Raw genomic sequence first — 14459 nt, forward strand, 5'->3', positions numbered from 1 at the left:
AGAGTGAGGGCGAGAGGAAGGAGTCCGGTTTCCGGTGCGCTTTCCGCGCCCCGTTCCGACCGGTGATACGAGCTTCGCAGCTCGTCTCTTGCGTTCCGCTAACGTCCGCTACCGCTCCGCTCACGTCCCGCGACACCCCGCGTGAGGGAGGGAGAACCACCGGAAAGAGGCCGTGCCCGCCCCGCTCACCGGTCGCGTGCCCGTACCCCGGCGACCGCGACCGCGCACGCGGCGCACGCCCACACCGCGTAGACCGTCCAGGCCCCGCCGGTGGTCCAGGGGAAGGCCACCGGGCCGGGGGAGGGGTCGGCGAGCCGGAGCCAGGCGCGGTAGGGGAGGGCGTGTCCGGCCACCGCCGACCAGCGGCGGCCGTCGGTCAGGAACAGCGGCAGGACGAGGAGGACCAGGACCGTCGCGACCATGGTGGAGGCGGTGTGCCTCAGGAGGGTGCCGAGGGCGAGGCCGGTGAGCGCGCACACGGGGGCGAGGAGCGCGGAGGCCAGGACGATGCGGAGGGCGCCGGGATCGCCCGGGGAGGCGCCCGCGTCCCGGAGTTCGAGGATGCCCTGGGTGACGGCGAAGGAGGCCCCGGCGGCGACCGCGCCGAAGACCGTGGTGACCAGGGCGACGACGACCGCCTTGGCGGCCATGACGGAGCCGCGGGCGGGGACGGCGGCGAAGGTCGTCCGGTCGGTTCCGGTGGCGTACTCCCCGACGACGACCAGGGCCCCGACGGCGCCGAGGGCGAGGGCCATGAGCATGGCGGCGTTCGGGGTGAACGCCTCCTGTAGCGCGATCCCGTCCCGCGCGAAGGGGACACGGTCCTCCGGCCGCCAGTGGCTGTACGTGTCGTAGGCGACGCCCGCGTTGAAGCCGACGACCGCGAGGAGGGCGGCCGTGTAGGCGATCCAGGTGGAGCGCAGCGAGCGGTGCTTGATCCACTCGGCGGCGACCAGGTCGGTGAACCGGGCGCGGGGCCAGGAGGCTTCGGCCGTCGGGAGGGCGGCGGGTGCGAGGGTCATCGGGTCTCTCCTCCGGAGAACTGGACGCGGTCGGCGGTGAGTTCCATGAACGCCTCTTCGAGCGAGGCGGTACGGGTGGCGAGTTCGTGCACCGGCAGGGCGTGCAGCCGGGCGATCTCGCTGACGCGCACGGCGTCCAGGCCGGTCACGGTGAGCCGTTCGCCCTCCGCGTGCACGGTGGCGCCCTCGGCCGTCAGCAGGTCCCGCAGGGCGGTCGCGGCGGGGGTGGTCACGGCGACGTGCCGCCGGGTGCCGCGCGCGGAGAAGTCCACGAGGCTCTCGGCCGCGAGGAGTTCGCCCCGGCCGATGACGACGAGCTGGTCGGCGGTGTGCTCCATCTCGGACATCAGATGGCTGGAGACGAAGACGGTACGGCCCTCGGCGGCGAGCCGCCGGAAGAGGTCGCGGACCCATTTCACGCCTTCCGGGTCCAGGCCGTTGAGCGGCTCGTCGAAGAGGAGGACCGGCGGGTCGCCGAGGAGGGCGGACGCGATGCCGAGGCGTTGTCTCATGCCGAGGGAGAAGCCGCCGATGCGGCGCCGGGCGACGTCGGCGAGGCCGACCTCGCGCAGCACTTCGCCGACCCGGCCGCGCGGGATGCCGTTGCCCCGGGCCAGGGCCCACAGGTGGGCTTCGGCGCTGCGCCCGCCGTGCACGTCGTGGGCGTCGAGGAGGGCGCCGACGTGGCGCAGGCCGCGCGGACGGTCGCGGAAGGGTCTTCCCGCGACGGTGACGGTGCCGCCGGTGGGCCGGTCGAGGCCGAGGATCATCCGGAGCGTGGTGCTCTTGCCGGAGCCGTTCGGGCCGAGGAATCCGGTCACCCGGCCGGGGTGCACGGTGAAGGTCAGGCCGTTGACGGCGGTCGTGCCGCCGTAGCGCTTGGTGAGTTCGCTGATGTCGATCACGGGGTTCACGGTGCCGTCCGGGCCCCCCGCCCGTCGTCGGACCGGTGCGGACAATCTCCGGGCGCGGTGTCGACCGGGGTTGTACGGCCCGGGTCCGATGACCCGGGGCGGGGACGCGCCTACGATCACGGCATGCCCGTCTCCCCGCCTCCGTCCCCGCCCACGGTGCCGCCCCCGATGCCCCTGCCGCTGCTCAAGCGCATCCCGCCGGGCCTGTGGGTGGGCCTGGCGTGGGTGCCGGCGGCGGTGCAGCCGATCGTGCGGTACGTGCTGGTGCCGCCGCGCGACGCGTACTCCCTCAGCTATCCCCGGCACGGTCTCGACGCGCCCGCCGCGCAGGTGCTGCTGGCGCTGGCCCTCCTCCTGGCGCTGACCGGCTGCGTGCTGCTGGGCCGCCGCCCCGGGACGGCGTACGCCCTGGTGGTCGGCGGGACGGTCGTCCTGTCGCTGGCGTGGCGTCAGGACGAGGCCATGCCGATCCAGTTCCTCGGGGTGGGCGTCGCCCTCTGCTGCCTGGCGGCGGCGCTGCCCCGGCGGGCCGCGCTCGTGGCGACGGCCGGGACGCTGGGCGTGCTCGCCGGGTACCTCGTCCTGCGGTGGGCGACGGACGCGGAGACGGGGACGGCCTCGGAGCCGTTCATCGCGCTGATGGTCGTCATCGCCGGGCTCCTCGGCAACTCGGTGCACCAGGCCGGCGCGCACACCGCCGAGCTGCACGCGCGGGCCGCCGCGCAGGCGGTCATCGCCGAACGGCTCCGGATCGCGCGGGAGATGCACGACACGGTCGCCCACAGCATCGGCATCATCGCCCTCCAGGCGGGGGCGGCGGCCCGGGTGGTGGAGACGCAGCCGGACCGGGCCCGGGAGGCGATGACGACGGTGGAGCTGGTGGGCCGGGAGACGCTGGCGGGGCTGCGGCGCATGCTGGGCGCCCTGCGCGAGGCCGACCACGACCCCGCCGCGCACGACCGGGACCGGGACCGGGACCGGGACCGGAGCCGCGCCCCCGCCGCCGGTCTCGCGGACCTGGAGCGGCTGGCCGCGACGACCACGGCGGCCGGTGTCCGGGTGGACGTCCGCCGGAGGGGCGAGTGCCGCCCGCTCCCCGCCGACGTCGACCTGGCGGCGTTCCGCATCGTCCAGGAGGCGGTGACGAACGTCGTGCGGCACGCGGCGACCGACCGCTGCCGGGTGGACGTCGAGTACCGCGCGGACGAGCTCGTCGTCGAGGTCACCGACCGGGGCGCGGCCGTGCCCGGAGCCCCGGACGGTTCCCGGCCCCGGAGCACCGGGTTCGGCCTGCTCGGCATGGGCGAGCGGGTCGCCCTGCTGGACGGCGGCTTCACGGCGGGCCCGCGCCCGGAGGGCGGCTTCCGGGTCGCCGCCCGGCTGCCGCTGCCGCAGGGCGCGACGGCGGGAGCGGAGGCGGGTGCCCGATGACCGTGCGCGTGCTGCTCGCCGACGACCAGCCCCTGGTCCGCGCCGCCCTCCAGATGGTGATCACCGACACCGCCGACGTCGAGGTCGTGGGCGAGGCGGGGAACGGCGAGGAGGCGGTCCGGATGACCGGGGAACTCGCCCCCGACGTGGTCGTCATGGACATCCGGATGCCCGGCACGGACGGCATCGAGGCCACCCGCCTGATCACGGCGGGCGGCGGCCCCACCCGGGTGGTCGTCCTCACCACCTTCGACGAGGACGACCATGTGTACGGGGCGCTGCGGGCGGGCGCGTCCGGGTTCCTGGTCAAGGACATGGCCCTGGACGACATCCTCGCCGCGATCCGGGTCGTCGCCGCCGGTGACGCCCTCATCTCCCCGGCCGTCACCCGCAGGCTGATCAGGGAGTTCGCGGCCCGCCCCGAGACGGCCCGCCCCGAAACGTCCCGCCCCGAAACGTCCCGCCCCGAGACGGCCGGACCCGGGACGGCCGGACCCGAAGCGGCCCACCCCGGGACGGCACCGGAGTCCCGCCGTCCGGAGCTGGCGCGGATCACGGACCGGGAGCGCGAGGTGCTCGTCCTGGTCGGCCAGGGCCTGTCCAATACGGAGATCGCCGAACGGCTCTCCCTCAGCGTCGCCACCGCCAAGACCTACCTGACCCGCCTGCTGGCCAAGCTGGACGCCCGCGACCGCGTCCAGCTCGTGATCCTCGCCTACGAGGCGGGCCTGGTGGGCCCGCACGCCTGACCGGAACCCGGGCCCCGGGCCCCCGGGGGTCAGTGCACGGAGAAGCCGCCGTCCACGAAGAGGGAGTGGCCGGTGATGGAGGCGGAGGCGGGGCCCGCGAGGAGGACGGCGGCACCGGCGAAGTCCTCGGCGAGGCCGTTGCGACCGGTCAGGGTGCGGGCGGCGAGGGCGGCGACCTTCTCCGGGTCGGAGGAGAGCCGCTGGTTGAGCGGGGTCATCACGAAGCCGGGCACCAGGGTGTTGACGGTGACGCCGTACGGGGACCACGCCTCGGCCTGGGAGCGGGCCAGCGACTCCAGGGCGCCCTTCGACACCCCGTACGCCCCGCTCTGCACGAACGCGCGGTGCGCCTGCTGCGAGGTGATGTGGATGATCCGGCCGTGGCCGCGCTCGGCCATGCCGGGCCCGAACCGCTGCCCGAGCAGGAACGGCGCCTCCAGGTTCACCGTCATCGTCGTGTCCCACACCTCCTCGCCCAGCTCCCCGAGCGGCGGCCGGAGGTTGATCCCGGCGGAGTTCACGAGGATGTCCGGCTCGCCGAAGACGGCCGCCGCCGCCTCCGCGCCCGCCCCGATCCCCTCCCGGGTGCTCAGGTCGGCGCTCACCCATCCCGCCTCGCACCCGTCGGCGGTGAGTGCGGCGACGGTCGCGGCGAGTTCCGCCTCCTTGCGGGCGAGGACGACGACGCGCGCCCCGGCGCGGGCCAGCGCCCCGGCGACGGCCCGGCCGATGCCGGAGCTGCCGCCGGTGACGAGGGCGGTGCGGCCTTCGAGGGAGAAGAGGCCGGAGAGGTATCCGGCGGGCCCGGTGGTCATGGTCGTGCTCCTCGTGCGTGCGTACGGCCCCGGTCCGCCCGGTGCGGCGGCCGGGCCGGTGTCCCGCATCCTGGCACAGCGCTCCGGCGGCCCGCGAAGGCCGTCCCGGGGTCAGGCTGAGGCCGCTCGGAGGAGGGTCTCGGCCGCGCCGGTGCGGGCGTAGAGGACGGAGCGGCCGGCGCGGTGGGCGCTGACCAGGCCCGCGTCGCGCAGCGCGGTGAGGTGCTGGGACACCCCGGCCGGGGAGAGCCCGGTGCGGTGGGCCAGCCGTGTGGTGGAGGCCGGGTTCTCCAGGGAGGCCAGCAGCAGGGTGCGCGAGCGGCCCAGGACGGCGGAGAGGGCGTCGGCCCGCGCGACGGGCCGCGCCTGCCAGAGCGAGCCGACACCGCGTGCCTGGTAGGCGAGCTGGGGCGGGTCCGGCGGTGTCGTCCGGGTGCGCAGCCCCGTCCCGGTGAAGACCGAGGGGATCAGCAGCAGTCCCGTGCCCGCCGTCGTGCGGGTCAGCGGCTGCTTCCGGCGGGCCATCCGCAGCACGTCGCCGTCCCAGCTCAGCGACGGGTGCAGGGTGTCGAGGAGGTGGCCGGTGCCGTGCTCGGCGGCGGTGCGGGCCCGGTGGAGGACGTCGGTGTCCAGGACGGCCCGGATGCGCGCCCAGTAGGGGGCGAGTGCCAGTTCCCAGTAGGTCTCGATCTCCTCCGTCACCTTGGGCAGGAGGCCCTGCGGGTCGTTGCGCAGGGCGCGCGTCCGGCGGCCGAGGGCGCCCTGGTGGCGGGCCAGGTGGTCGAGGTCCTGGCGGACCCGGTCGGCGGGCGCGGCCCGGATCGCCTCCCGCTCCGCCGCCGGGGCGGGGGCCGGTCCGGTGGGGGCCGGGTTGAGGAAGTCGGGGACGTAGCCGCCACCGGGCGGGATCAGTTCGTGGAGCCATCCCCGGTCCAGCCCGGCGGCGATCAGCCGGGGCCGTACCTGGTCGGCCCAGGTCCGGTGCACGGGATGCGCGGCGCCGGACCTCAGCAGCCGGAAGCTGGGCGCGACCTCCCACAGGGGCGAGACGGCGAACCGCACCCGCGCCAGGTCGTCCGTCGAGAACGCCAGCTCCGCCAGGGCGACCACTCCTCGATGGATTCGGGCATGAGTGAATCAATGGCGGGCCAGGCTATCGCGCGGACAGCATCCCTCCATGACCTCACAGAAGATCACCGCGTCGGCGTCGGGCACGTGGAAGCTCGGCGACCTGACGGTCCACCGGATCGGTTTCGGCGCGATGCGCCTGCCCCAGCACGGCGAGGCACTCGCGGACGGCGCCGTCCCGCGCGACCGCGACCGGGCGATCCGCGTGCTGCGCCGCGCGGTCGAGCTCGGCGTGAACCACATCGACACCGCCGCGTTCTACTTCTCACCGCTGCGCTCGGCCAACGAGCTGATCAACCGGGCGCTGGCCCCCTACCCCGACGACCTCGTCATCGCCACCAAGGTCGGACCGGGCCGCGACCCCTCGGGCCGGTGGCTGCCGCACGCCACCCCCGGGCAACTGCGCGGCCAGGTCGAGGAGAACCTGCGCCAGCTCGGCCGCGACCACCTCGACGTGGTGAACCTGCGCATCGTCGGTGACGGCTCGATCGCCGAACGCTTCGGCGCGCTCGCCGAACTGCGCGAGGCCGGACTCGTCCGCCACGTGGGCCTGTCCAACGTCCGCCCCCACCACCTCGCCGAGGCCCAGGCCATCGCGCCGGTGGTCTGCGTCCAGAACATGTACGGCATCGGCGCCCCGTCCGAGCAGAGGGAGCTGCTGGACCTCTGCGGTCGACAGCGCCTCGCGTTCGTGCCGTTCTACTCGATCGCCGGTGCCGGACGCACCGCCGGCGCGACCGCCGACCACGACCCGCGGGTGCGCGCCGTCGCCCGCGCCCACGGTGTGAGCGCGGCCCAGGTCCGGCTGGCGTGGACGCTGCACCAAGGCGCGCACGTCCTGGCCATCCCCGGCACCGGCGACCTCGGCCACCTCGCCCAGAACGTCGCCGCCGGCTCCCTGCGGCTGTCGGAGGCCGAACTCGCCGCCCTGGACTCCGCCGCCGGAGGGGACGGGCCCCGCGCGTCCTGAACGGCTTCGGGCCGCCGGGGCGCGGACGTCAGGCGAGCCGGGAGAGGAACTCCGTCCAGGCGGCGGGACCCACCGTGAACCGCGGGCCGTCGGGGACCTTGGAGTCGCGGACGTGGACGGTGGTGGGGCATGTGGCGACCTCGACGCAGTCACCGTCGCCGCCGCTGCTGTGGCTGGACTTGTGCCAGGGCAGGGCGACTTCGACGCAGTCGCCGCCGTTGCCGGTGCTGTGGCTGCTCTTGAACCAGGACAGATCGTTCGTGTGCATGGTGCTCCTCGGATCTCTCGTGGTGGTGCCGGGACGGTCGCACGGGACCGTCCCGGCAACGGTGTCTCAGACGAGCCGGGAGAGGAACTCCGTCCAGGCGGCCGGAGCCACCGTGAACTGCGGGCCGTCGGGGACCTTGGAGTCGCGGACGTGGACGGTGGTGGGGCATGTGGCGACCTCGACGCAGTCGTCGCCGCTGCCGCCGCTGTAGCTGGACTTGTGCCAGGACAGGGCGACTTCGACGCAGTTGTCGCCGCTGCCGCTGCTGTAGCTGCTCTTGAACCAGGCCAGTTCGGTCGTGCTCATAGTGCTCCTCGGATCTCCCGCAACAGACTCACGGATGCTTCTACGGACAGAGCCTGTGTCCGCATCCTGGCATATCGCTGCTGGAGCATGCTGACCACTTTGGGGTCCGAGATGAGGTGGCCGGTCTCCTGGCCCTCGCAGTACGCGTACCAGACGTTCTCCTCGGTTTCCAGGAGGCAAAGGGGGCCACCGAGGCCCGCGTGATAGCCGCGCGATTCCGGCATGACCTGGATGTCGATGTTGCGCCGCTCGCAAAGGTCGAGGATGTGGTCGAGCTGCTCGCGCATGACCTCCGGGTCGGCCACCTGACGGCGCAGTACGGACTCCTCGATGATGAAGCTGTAGATCGTTTCCGGGCGCTCGGTGAGGATGCGCGCCCGCTCCATGCGACGGAGCAGGTTCGATTCGATCTTCTCCTCGCTCATCGCCGGGATCTGCTTCTCGAAGAGGGTCTTGGCGTAGGCAGGTGTCTGGAGCAGGCCCGGTACGAGCCGGTTCTCGTAGGTGTCCAGGGTCACCGCCAGCGGCTCCAGGTCCGCCCACTTCTCGAACCACTTCGCCACGCCCAACCTGCGCGTGATGCGCCTGGCCGACGCCCGGATGACACCGAACGCGTCCAGCACCTCCTCCGCACGCGTCACGAACTTCTCCGAGGGGAGGCGTCTGCCCTGCTCGATCGAGGAGACCGTCGGGAGCGAGTAGTCGATCCGCGCCGCGAACTGCTCCTGCGTCAGACCGGCCCGGTTACGGAAAAGCTTGACCACTTCCCCGAAAGCCTTCAGAGTCTCCGACCAGTCCTGGCCGTCGCCCGCGAACGTCTTCTTCGACACCCCGTCACCTCCGTACGCGCGTGATCACGCTGACCGCACCAAGCTTTACGGATAGTCACCGGTACCGTCCAGCGGAACGGCTCGTACAAGCCCTCTTGTACGGGTTCGTGACCTGGCAAGTACCTGCTCACGCCGTCACATTGGCCCCATGGCCACCCCTCTGGCCCGCAAAGGGCCTGTCACCGTACGTATGTTCGCGCAGCGTTTCAGCTCCACCCCGCGAGGGGCCCGCCTCGCCCGTCGGCTGGCGCTCCATCAACTCCACCAGTGGAAGGTCCCGTACGGCTCCGAGCTGTCCGACACCGCCGGACTCGTCGCCGCCGAACTGGCCTCCAACGCCGTCCTGCACGGCCGGGTGCCCGGACGTGAGTGCGAGATCGCGCTGCTGTACGCGCCCGGACTGCTGCTCCGTATCGACGTCTCCGACGCCCGGGACGAACGCCGGCCGCTGCCCGTCAGCCGCGACCCCCTCGACGAGGGCGGGCGCGGTCTGCTCCTCGTCGAGGCGCTGACCTCGCGATGGGAGGTGCTCGACCGGGTGCCCGTCGGCAAGACGGTGCGGGCCGAGATCGACCTCGCCCCGACCCTGTCCGGCCCGCCGAGAGCCGAATGACACCCTGCCACCCCCAAAAGAAGCTCCCCACTCCGGACCCGCGCCCCCTGGAAAGGGCGTTCTGACGTTCCCGGCTCGCACCGAGCGCGCCTCGCCCCACCGCGCAACCGTCCCAGCCCCGCGCCGCCCGCCCCCGGGCGGAGCGCGGCCCGTCAGTCCCCGACCGGCTCGGCTTCCCGCAGGTCTTCCAGCCGTACCGGCCGCAGCCCCTCGAACACCACCCCGACCCCGTACGGCTCGCAGATCGGCAGGTCTCCCTCCGTGAACCGCAGCATCCACCCGTCGGCGTAGACGTCCACCTCCGGAGCGTCCACCGCCACCCGCTCCTCCGGGACGCCCAGCTCGGCACCGACGAACCGCCGCGCCTCCGCGACCACGTCGTCCAGACGCGCCAGCACCTCCCCGAGCAGCCGCAGATCCACCGCCCCGACGTCCTCGCCCGCCTCCAGCATCACGTGCACCTCCACGCCCCACCGCTCCGGCTCCGCCACCCCCCACACGGACAGCCCGCCCGGCCCGTCGGCCACACGCACCAGCGGTCCCACCCCCTCGGGGAAGACCGGACCGCCCCTCTCCACCTCCCGCTCGGTGAGGGACGGGAGCGCTTCCGCCCCGGGCCGCTCCACGCGGTCCGCGCCGGCCGGACAGGTCCGCTTCCCCACGAGAACTCCTTTCGCCGACGAAGCCGGAAGCCGCGGAAAGCGGCCCCGGCCCCATCCTGCCGCGAGCGGGGCTGGTTCAGGGACTCTGAGTCCCTCCCGGGGAGAGAGGTGTGCTTCCGTCCATGGGAATGGCTGAAGGGTCCCTCACGTCTCCGGTGGTGGCATCCACGACGGCCGAGAACAGGGTTCCTCCGGCACTGGCCCCCAGACGCCAGTGGACACGCCACTCGCCGCCCCGCCGCTCCGCCAGCAGAACAGGATCTTCTCGCTTTCCCTGGCCGGGCTTGAGCTTGTGCCGAGAATCAAACCTGGCCCATGCTTTCTGCTCGTCGACGGCGACCGGAGGCAGCGAAGGGTCATCGACGTTCCGGGCTATGAGATCGGTCATTCGCCCAGAGGGTTCGATCAGGATGTCCAGACGCATGGGCATGAGGACCTTCCCCTCCCAACGGCGCCATTCCACCACCCAACCCAGATCCTTGACGCTGCTGTCGACCGGCCAGACTCTGACCCTTGAGTCGCGCAACGCCCACGGCGCGTAACGCTTCGCGAAGGTGGTTGCGACCTGCTGTGCCTGATCGGCCGTATCGGCTCGCCCGCTGACCCCGGGAATCTTGTAGGCGTATGTTCCCTCACCCTGACTGGTGGGAGTGAAGTGAACGGTGAGCTTCTCTCGATCCGGCCAGGTGAGCTCGGCATATCCCCCTGGCAGGGGGGCGCTGACGGTGCTGGGACCTTCTACGCTGTTGAGGAAGCTGGCATCGCCGATGGCGTAGGTGTCCCCGAAAGCCTTCTTCACCTCGACTTCGAGCGCCTGGTTCTGCTCTCGGCTCGCTTCAGGAATCGCGGCGGGCAGGACGGCACGCACCGGCTCGATGACTACGACCCAGATTGCGGCGATGAGCAGTGCGATTGCCGTCCCGGCCACGGCGGCGCGGCGGACCGTGGCCCGGGGGAGCGGCGTGCCGTGGCTGATTCTGCGGCAGACGAGGGATCCGATCGCCGCACCGGCGATTATGCCGGCCGTATTCGCGACGAGATCGTCGGTGTCACAGAGGCGGGTGATGAAGGGGACCGTGGCCTGGGCGGTTTCCACGGTCGCGGTGAACAAGACCCCGATCGCGGCGCTGAAGTATGGGCGCCTGGTCGCCAGAACCGCGAAAAACCCGAAGGGGGCGAAGAGCACGACGTTGAGTCGGCCCTGGGTCGTCATGAACGCCTCGACGACGTCGGGGTTTATGGTGCAGCGTTGCATGAGAATTCCGCTGCCACCCCACGTGGTCAGCAGGATCGGCCCGATCGTGGATGAGGCCCACAGCCCTTGGAAAAGCGCCTGCACCCGGTCGAACTTTCGCGCGGCCACGATGAAAGTGATGCCGCCCGTGGCGAGAGTCGCGACGATGGCCCATGCGAGGAAGAGCAGATGGTCCTGGAATACTGCTTGAATCATGTAGGAGCCTGTCCATGGGGAAGGGCCCGCATCTCCCACCTTTCGAGCTGAGACCGATGCGGGCCCTAAGGGTGTTCCGCGTGCGATCCGGCAGGGGGCCATGGGCGGTGCCGAATGGATCTTGATCGACAAGTTGTCCGAGTGGTCGCAGGTCTGGACGCTCACCGTTTTCTTCTGTTCGCGGACGGTCCGTGCGGTGGTCTTCCCGTCCGGCGGGGCTCCGTTGGTCGGCGGTTGGGGAAGGGTTGGACCGCCGCGCGAGGCTCGGCGCGGCGGACGGGGGGACCCGGCCGCTACGCCCCGGGGAGGGGGTCGGGCCTCCGCCGGACCCCTGCCCCGGGGGCGTACCGATCGCACCGCACGAAGGGAACCGCACCACCGATGTCACGCACGCCCCTCCGCCGGGCCGTCTCCCGCGCCGGTCTCACCGCCGCCGCCCTGGTCTCCGCGCTCGCCGCCGTCCTCACCGCGCCCGCCCCGGCCTCCGCCGCCGTCCTCTCCTGCTCCGGCTACGGCTGCGACGGGCACGACCCCAACATCCAGACCTGGCAGAGCGGACCCGCCACCGCCTCGGGCCCCTACGACTACGGCAGCGGCTTCAGCATCGAACTGCGCAGGGGCACCACCGACGGCGACCTGTACGTCTGGGGCCGGGCTCGCTTCCCCAACGGCAGCAACGGCTTCGAGTACGGCACCTACGTCGAGCGCTGCTACCCCGACGGCACCGTCTGCGAGATCCTCCCCGGCAAGAACCTGGGCACCAGCGGCTGGACGGCCGACAGCACCCTCAACTACAGCATGACGCGCACCCCGATGTACTACGACCCGGGCAACCGCAAGATCCGCGCCTGCCTCTACCACTACAACACCAACGACCCCTGGAAGAAGTGCACCGGCTGGTACTGACGGACCCCCACCCCGGCCCCGGGAGCACCGGGCCGCCCGCGCCCCCTTCCGGGGCCGGACGGCCCGGCCGTTCAGATGCCGGTCTTGGCCGTGATCCAGGTGCGATAGGCGGCGACGCTGGTGTAGACGGAGGGGGTCTGGCCGTTGCACGTCTTGGCGCCCCAGCTGACGATGCCGATCACGCGGCCGTACTGGGCGAGGGGGCCGCCGCTGTCGCCCGAGCAGGCGGACAGGCCCGCGGCCTTGTCGAGGGTGCAGAGGTGGTTGACCAGGCTGATGCCCTGCCCCGGCCAGCGCAGTCGGCATTCGGCCGGGGGCAGGAGGGTGACGGTGGCCTGCTGGAGGGTGTCGGAGGCCGGGCCGTTGCCGGTGAGGTAGCCCCAGCCGGTGAGGGTCGCGGTCCCGCTGAAGGCTTCTGGCAGGGCGGGGAGGGCGATCGGCTGGACCTGGGGGGTGAAGACGATCGGGGTGCTCAGCTTCAGAACGGCGATGTCGTTCGGCTTGCCGGCGGCTTCGCCGTTGTGGTCCGCGTGGCCGATCGCCTCCTGTACCGGGTAGAGAGTGCCGCCGGGGACGAGGGTGTTCGATCCGACCGCCACCCGCAGCCTGTTGGCCGGCGCCGTCAGGCAGTGGGCGGCCGTCAGGACCCACCGGTCGCCGATGATCGACCCTCCGCACCTGGGGTACCAGCCATCGGTGGCCTGCTGCTGTACGGAGACCTGGTACGGGTACGCGCCCTCGGGGGCGTCCGTCCCGCCCACGACCTGGGCGACCGGCGGCGCCGGCGGTACGGCCGCCGCCGTGCCCGCGCCGAGGCCGACGGCCGGCAGAACCGCCCCCGCCACCGCCGCGATCATGTGCCGCAGCCGACTGCCCACCCGTGTCATGCCCCCACCTGTTCCCGTCTCGGCGCCCCGACGGCAGGGGCGCGACCGTGGGGGAGCGTGCCGGTGCCCGTCCGCCCGGCGCAAGAGGGGCGAACAAGCCGCCGCCGGCCACCCGCCACCGGCCCGGCCGGAGGGGCGGCGGTCAGCGCACGTCGACCTTGAGGACGAAGATCTCCCGCACATTGACGCCGTAGGTGAGGGCCTCGGTCCGGACGGAGTCCTGCGGCGGGGAAACGGCGACGGCGAGTGCGGACAGGCCGACCGCGACGGCCACGGCCCCCACGCCCCGGCGGACCGTCCGGCGCACGGCGGTTCCACGAAACAGGCTCACGGGTGTTCTCCCTCTCGACATCCGGCCAGGGCGCATCCTGGGGCGGGCATCCGCCGACGTGAAAATATCACCGAGGGTATGTGCGTGATCGCGGAACGTGGAGAAAGGGCGAGGCTCCCGGCTCGCTTGCCGGATATTTGTCCGTTTGGATCCCTCATGGTCATTTATGGGATTTATTGCCAATCATGTGAAGATATGGGTGCCTTGCGGTAAGGGGAGTGTCCGCTCCGCCGGGTGACGTCGTACCGCCGTACGGAACGGAGCAGCCCCATGTCCACACACCGCACCCCCGCCCGGCAGGGCAGAACGCTCACCTGGCCGTGGTTCCTGGCCGTGGCCGTCGTCTACCTCGCGATCATCCAGGTCACGGGCGCCCTCATCGGCGTCGACACCGCCGGTGCGAAGAGCGAGTTCCCCACCACCGAGGCGATCGTCCGCAACGGCCTGATCCCGATCGTCCTGTCCGTCGTGTTCGGGGCGGCGGTGGTGACCTGGCTCGGCTGGTGGGGCGACGTCCTGCGCTACCGGGCGCCGGTGCGGCGCTGGGTGCGGTTCGTGCCCGTCTCGATGCTGGTCGCCGCCGTGCTCGCGATCAACTACGGGAACCTCGCCGACCAGTCGGCGTCCATGGTCCTGGCCCTGATCGCCATGGCTGTGTGCGTCGGCATCGGCGAGGAGCTGATGTTCCGCGGGGTCGGCGTGCAGGTCTTCAAGAAGGCCGGGTTCGGCGAGGGCAAGGTCGCGCTCTGGTCCTCCGTCGTCTTCGGCGCCGCCCACCTCTCCAACGCCTTCGGCGCCGGATCGCAGGCGATCCTCCAGGCGATCGTCGTCTCCACCTCCGGCTACTTCTTCTACCTCTGCCTCCGCGTCGGCGGCACCCTGCTGCTGCCCATGCTGGTCCACGGCATGTGGGACTTCAGCCTCATCTCCAACGGCGTCGGCACCGACCCCAAGACCTCCCCGGGCCTGCTGCTCCCGCTCCTCCTCCAGGTCGCCCTGATCGTCCTCCTGCTCGTCAGGCGCCGCTCCGTCGAACCGGCGGCCCCCGCGGGCGACACCACCGGCGGACCCGCCCCGGCCGAGCCGGCGCCCGGCCGCTGATCCCTCGGGGCGTGCGGCGGTGGCGAGAAGCGGAATTCGGGATTCGGGGTTCCCGCTCGGCGGGCACGCCCCAGGG

The 14459-nt window shown here is 72.5% G+C and carries 17 protein-coding genes; 6 read left to right on the forward strand and 11 right to left on the reverse strand.

What is annotated here, in order from left to right; all coding sequences use genetic code 11:
- Positions 1-185: 185 nt before the first annotated feature.
- Positions 186-1022 (reverse strand): ABC transporter permease subunit, encoded by an 837-nt coding sequence (locus IE219_RS30100; RefSeq protein ID WP_189983268.1) that lies wholly within the window; start codon positions 1020-1022, stop codon positions 186-188.
- Positions 1019-1927, reverse strand: coding sequence for an ATP-binding cassette domain-containing protein (locus IE219_RS30105; protein WP_189983270.1), 909 nt, complete (start codon positions 1925-1927; stop codon positions 1019-1021). The genes IE219_RS30100 and IE219_RS30105 overlap by 4 nt, the downstream gene beginning before the upstream one ends.
- A gap of 132 nt (positions 1928-2059) precedes the next feature.
- Between IE219_RS30105 and IE219_RS30110 the strand changes: the two genes are divergently transcribed.
- Both IE219_RS30110 and IE219_RS30115 read left to right on the forward strand, forming a co-directional pair.
- Positions 2060-3367, forward strand: coding sequence for a sensor histidine kinase (locus IE219_RS30110; RefSeq protein ID WP_229850216.1), 1308 nt, complete (start codon positions 2060-2062; stop codon positions 3365-3367).
- Positions 3364-4116, forward strand: a complete 753-nt coding sequence (locus IE219_RS30115) for a response regulator transcription factor (protein ID WP_189983272.1) — start codon at positions 3364-3366, stop codon at positions 4114-4116. The genes IE219_RS30110 and IE219_RS30115 overlap by 4 nt, the downstream gene beginning before the upstream one ends.
- A 29-nt stretch (positions 4117-4145) precedes the next feature.
- Here IE219_RS30115 and IE219_RS30120 read toward each other — a convergent pair whose 3' ends face one another.
- Both IE219_RS30120 and IE219_RS30125 read right to left on the reverse strand, forming a co-directional pair.
- Complete coding sequence (locus tag IE219_RS30120) at positions 4146-4931, reverse strand: SDR family NAD(P)-dependent oxidoreductase (protein ID WP_189983274.1); 786 nt, start codon at positions 4929-4931, stop codon at positions 4146-4148.
- 111 nt (positions 4932-5042) lie between these two features.
- Positions 5043-6041, reverse strand: a complete 999-nt coding sequence (locus IE219_RS30125) for an ArsR/SmtB family transcription factor (protein WP_229850219.1) — start codon at positions 6039-6041, stop codon at positions 5043-5045.
- 67 nt (positions 6042-6108) lie between these two features.
- Between IE219_RS30125 and IE219_RS30130 the strand changes: the two genes are divergently transcribed.
- A complete protein-coding gene (locus IE219_RS30130; RefSeq protein WP_189983276.1) occupies positions 6109-7029 on the forward strand; it encodes an aldo/keto reductase in 921 nt (306 codons plus the stop codon).
- A gap of 28 nt (positions 7030-7057) precedes the next feature.
- Here IE219_RS30130 and IE219_RS30135 read toward each other — a convergent pair whose 3' ends face one another.
- From IE219_RS30135 to IE219_RS30145, 3 genes are all read right to left on the reverse strand, one after another.
- Positions 7058-7297 carry a DUF397 domain-containing protein gene (locus IE219_RS30135; protein WP_189983278.1) on the reverse strand — a complete coding sequence of 80 codons (240 nt, stop codon included), beginning with the start codon at positions 7295-7297 and terminating at the stop codon, positions 7058-7060.
- Positions 7298-7363: 66 nt separating this feature from the next.
- Entirely contained in the window at positions 7364-7603 is a 240-nt protein-coding gene (locus tag IE219_RS30140) for a DUF397 domain-containing protein (protein ID WP_189983280.1), read from the reverse strand.
- Positions 7600-8433, reverse strand: coding sequence for a helix-turn-helix domain-containing protein (locus tag IE219_RS30145; RefSeq protein WP_189983282.1), 834 nt, complete (start codon positions 8431-8433; stop codon positions 7600-7602). Before IE219_RS30145 ends, IE219_RS30140 begins: the two co-directional genes overlap by 4 nt.
- 148 nt (positions 8434-8581) lie before the next feature.
- On the opposite strand from IE219_RS30145, the gene IE219_RS30150 reads away from it, so the two are divergent.
- A complete protein-coding gene (locus IE219_RS30150; protein ID WP_189983284.1) occupies positions 8582-9046 on the forward strand; it encodes an ATP-binding protein in 465 nt (154 codons plus the stop codon).
- A gap of 152 nt (positions 9047-9198) precedes the next feature.
- On the opposite strand, the gene IE219_RS30155 is transcribed toward IE219_RS30150, so the two are convergent.
- Positions 9199-9708, reverse strand: a complete 510-nt coding sequence (locus IE219_RS30155) for a hypothetical protein (RefSeq protein ID WP_189983286.1) — start codon at positions 9706-9708, stop codon at positions 9199-9201.
- 76 nt (positions 9709-9784) lie between these two features.
- Positions 9785-11158 carry a VanZ family protein gene (locus tag IE219_RS30160; protein ID WP_189983288.1) on the reverse strand — a complete coding sequence of 458 codons (1374 nt, stop codon included), beginning with the start codon at positions 11156-11158 and terminating at the stop codon, positions 9785-9787.
- A gap of 381 nt (positions 11159-11539) precedes the next feature.
- Between IE219_RS30160 and IE219_RS30165 the strand changes: the two genes are divergently transcribed.
- Positions 11540-12064, forward strand: coding sequence for a hypothetical protein (locus tag IE219_RS30165; protein WP_189983290.1), 525 nt, complete (start codon positions 11540-11542; stop codon positions 12062-12064).
- Positions 12065-12135: 71 nt separating this feature from the next.
- Here IE219_RS30165 and IE219_RS30170 read toward each other — a convergent pair whose 3' ends face one another.
- On the reverse strand, positions 12136-12951 hold the full coding sequence (locus IE219_RS30170; RefSeq protein ID WP_189983292.1) for a serine protease: 816 nt from the start codon (positions 12949-12951) through the stop codon (positions 12136-12138).
- A 142-nt stretch (positions 12952-13093) separates the two neighbouring features.
- Positions 13094-13282 (reverse strand): hypothetical protein, encoded by a 189-nt coding sequence (locus IE219_RS30175; protein ID WP_189983294.1) that lies wholly within the window; start codon positions 13280-13282, stop codon positions 13094-13096.
- A 270-nt stretch (positions 13283-13552) separates the two neighbouring features.
- Between IE219_RS30175 and IE219_RS30180 the strand changes: the two genes are divergently transcribed.
- A complete protein-coding gene (locus tag IE219_RS30180) occupies positions 13553-14383 on the forward strand; it encodes a type II CAAX endopeptidase family protein (protein ID WP_189983296.1) in 831 nt (276 codons plus the stop codon).
- Positions 14384-14459 lie beyond the last annotated feature (76 nt).

It is taken from the genome of Streptomyces termitum (assembly GCF_014650175.1).
Taxonomy (GTDB): domain Bacteria; phylum Actinomycetota; class Actinomycetes; order Streptomycetales; family Streptomycetaceae; genus Streptomyces; species Streptomyces termitum.

What these genes read in the sequence shown, in the direction of transcription:
- IE219_RS30100 (WP_189983268.1), bottom strand. Translation starts at nt 1,022, where the DNA reads ATGACCCTCGCACCCGCCGCCCTCCCGACGGCCGAAGCCTCCTGGCCC.
- IE219_RS30110 (WP_229850216.1), top strand. Translation starts at nt 2,060, where the DNA reads ATGCCCGTCTCCCCGCCTCCGTCCCCGCCCACGGTGCCGCCCCCGATG.
- IE219_RS30180 (WP_189983296.1), top strand. Translation starts at nt 13,553, where the DNA reads ATGTCCACACACCGCACCCCCGCCCGGCAGGGCAGAACGCTCACCTGG.
- IE219_RS30120 (WP_189983274.1), bottom strand. Translation starts at nt 4,931, where the DNA reads ATGACCACCGGGCCCGCCGGATACCTCTCCGGCCTCTTCTCCCTCGAA.
- IE219_RS30135 (WP_189983278.1), bottom strand. Translation starts at nt 7,297, where the DNA reads ATGCACACGAACGATCTGTCCTGGTTCAAGAGCAGCCACAGCACCGGC.
- IE219_RS30115 (WP_189983272.1), top strand. Translation starts at nt 3,364, where the DNA reads ATGACCGTGCGCGTGCTGCTCGCCGACGACCAGCCCCTGGTCCGCGCC.
- IE219_RS30140 (WP_189983280.1), bottom strand. Translation starts at nt 7,603, where the DNA reads ATGAGCACGACCGAACTGGCCTGGTTCAAGAGCAGCTACAGCAGCGGC.
- IE219_RS30130 (WP_189983276.1), top strand. Translation starts at nt 6,109, where the DNA reads ATGACCTCACAGAAGATCACCGCGTCGGCGTCGGGCACGTGGAAGCTC.
- IE219_RS30165 (WP_189983290.1), top strand. Translation starts at nt 11,540, where the DNA reads ATGTCACGCACGCCCCTCCGCCGGGCCGTCTCCCGCGCCGGTCTCACC.
- IE219_RS30150 (WP_189983284.1), top strand. Translation starts at nt 8,582, where the DNA reads ATGGCCACCCCTCTGGCCCGCAAAGGGCCTGTCACCGTACGTATGTTC.
- IE219_RS30170 (WP_189983292.1), bottom strand. Translation starts at nt 12,951, where the DNA reads ATGACACGGGTGGGCAGTCGGCTGCGGCACATGATCGCGGCGGTGGCG.
- IE219_RS30160 (WP_189983288.1), bottom strand. Translation starts at nt 11,158, where the DNA reads ATGATTCAAGCAGTATTCCAGGACCATCTGCTCTTCCTCGCATGGGCC.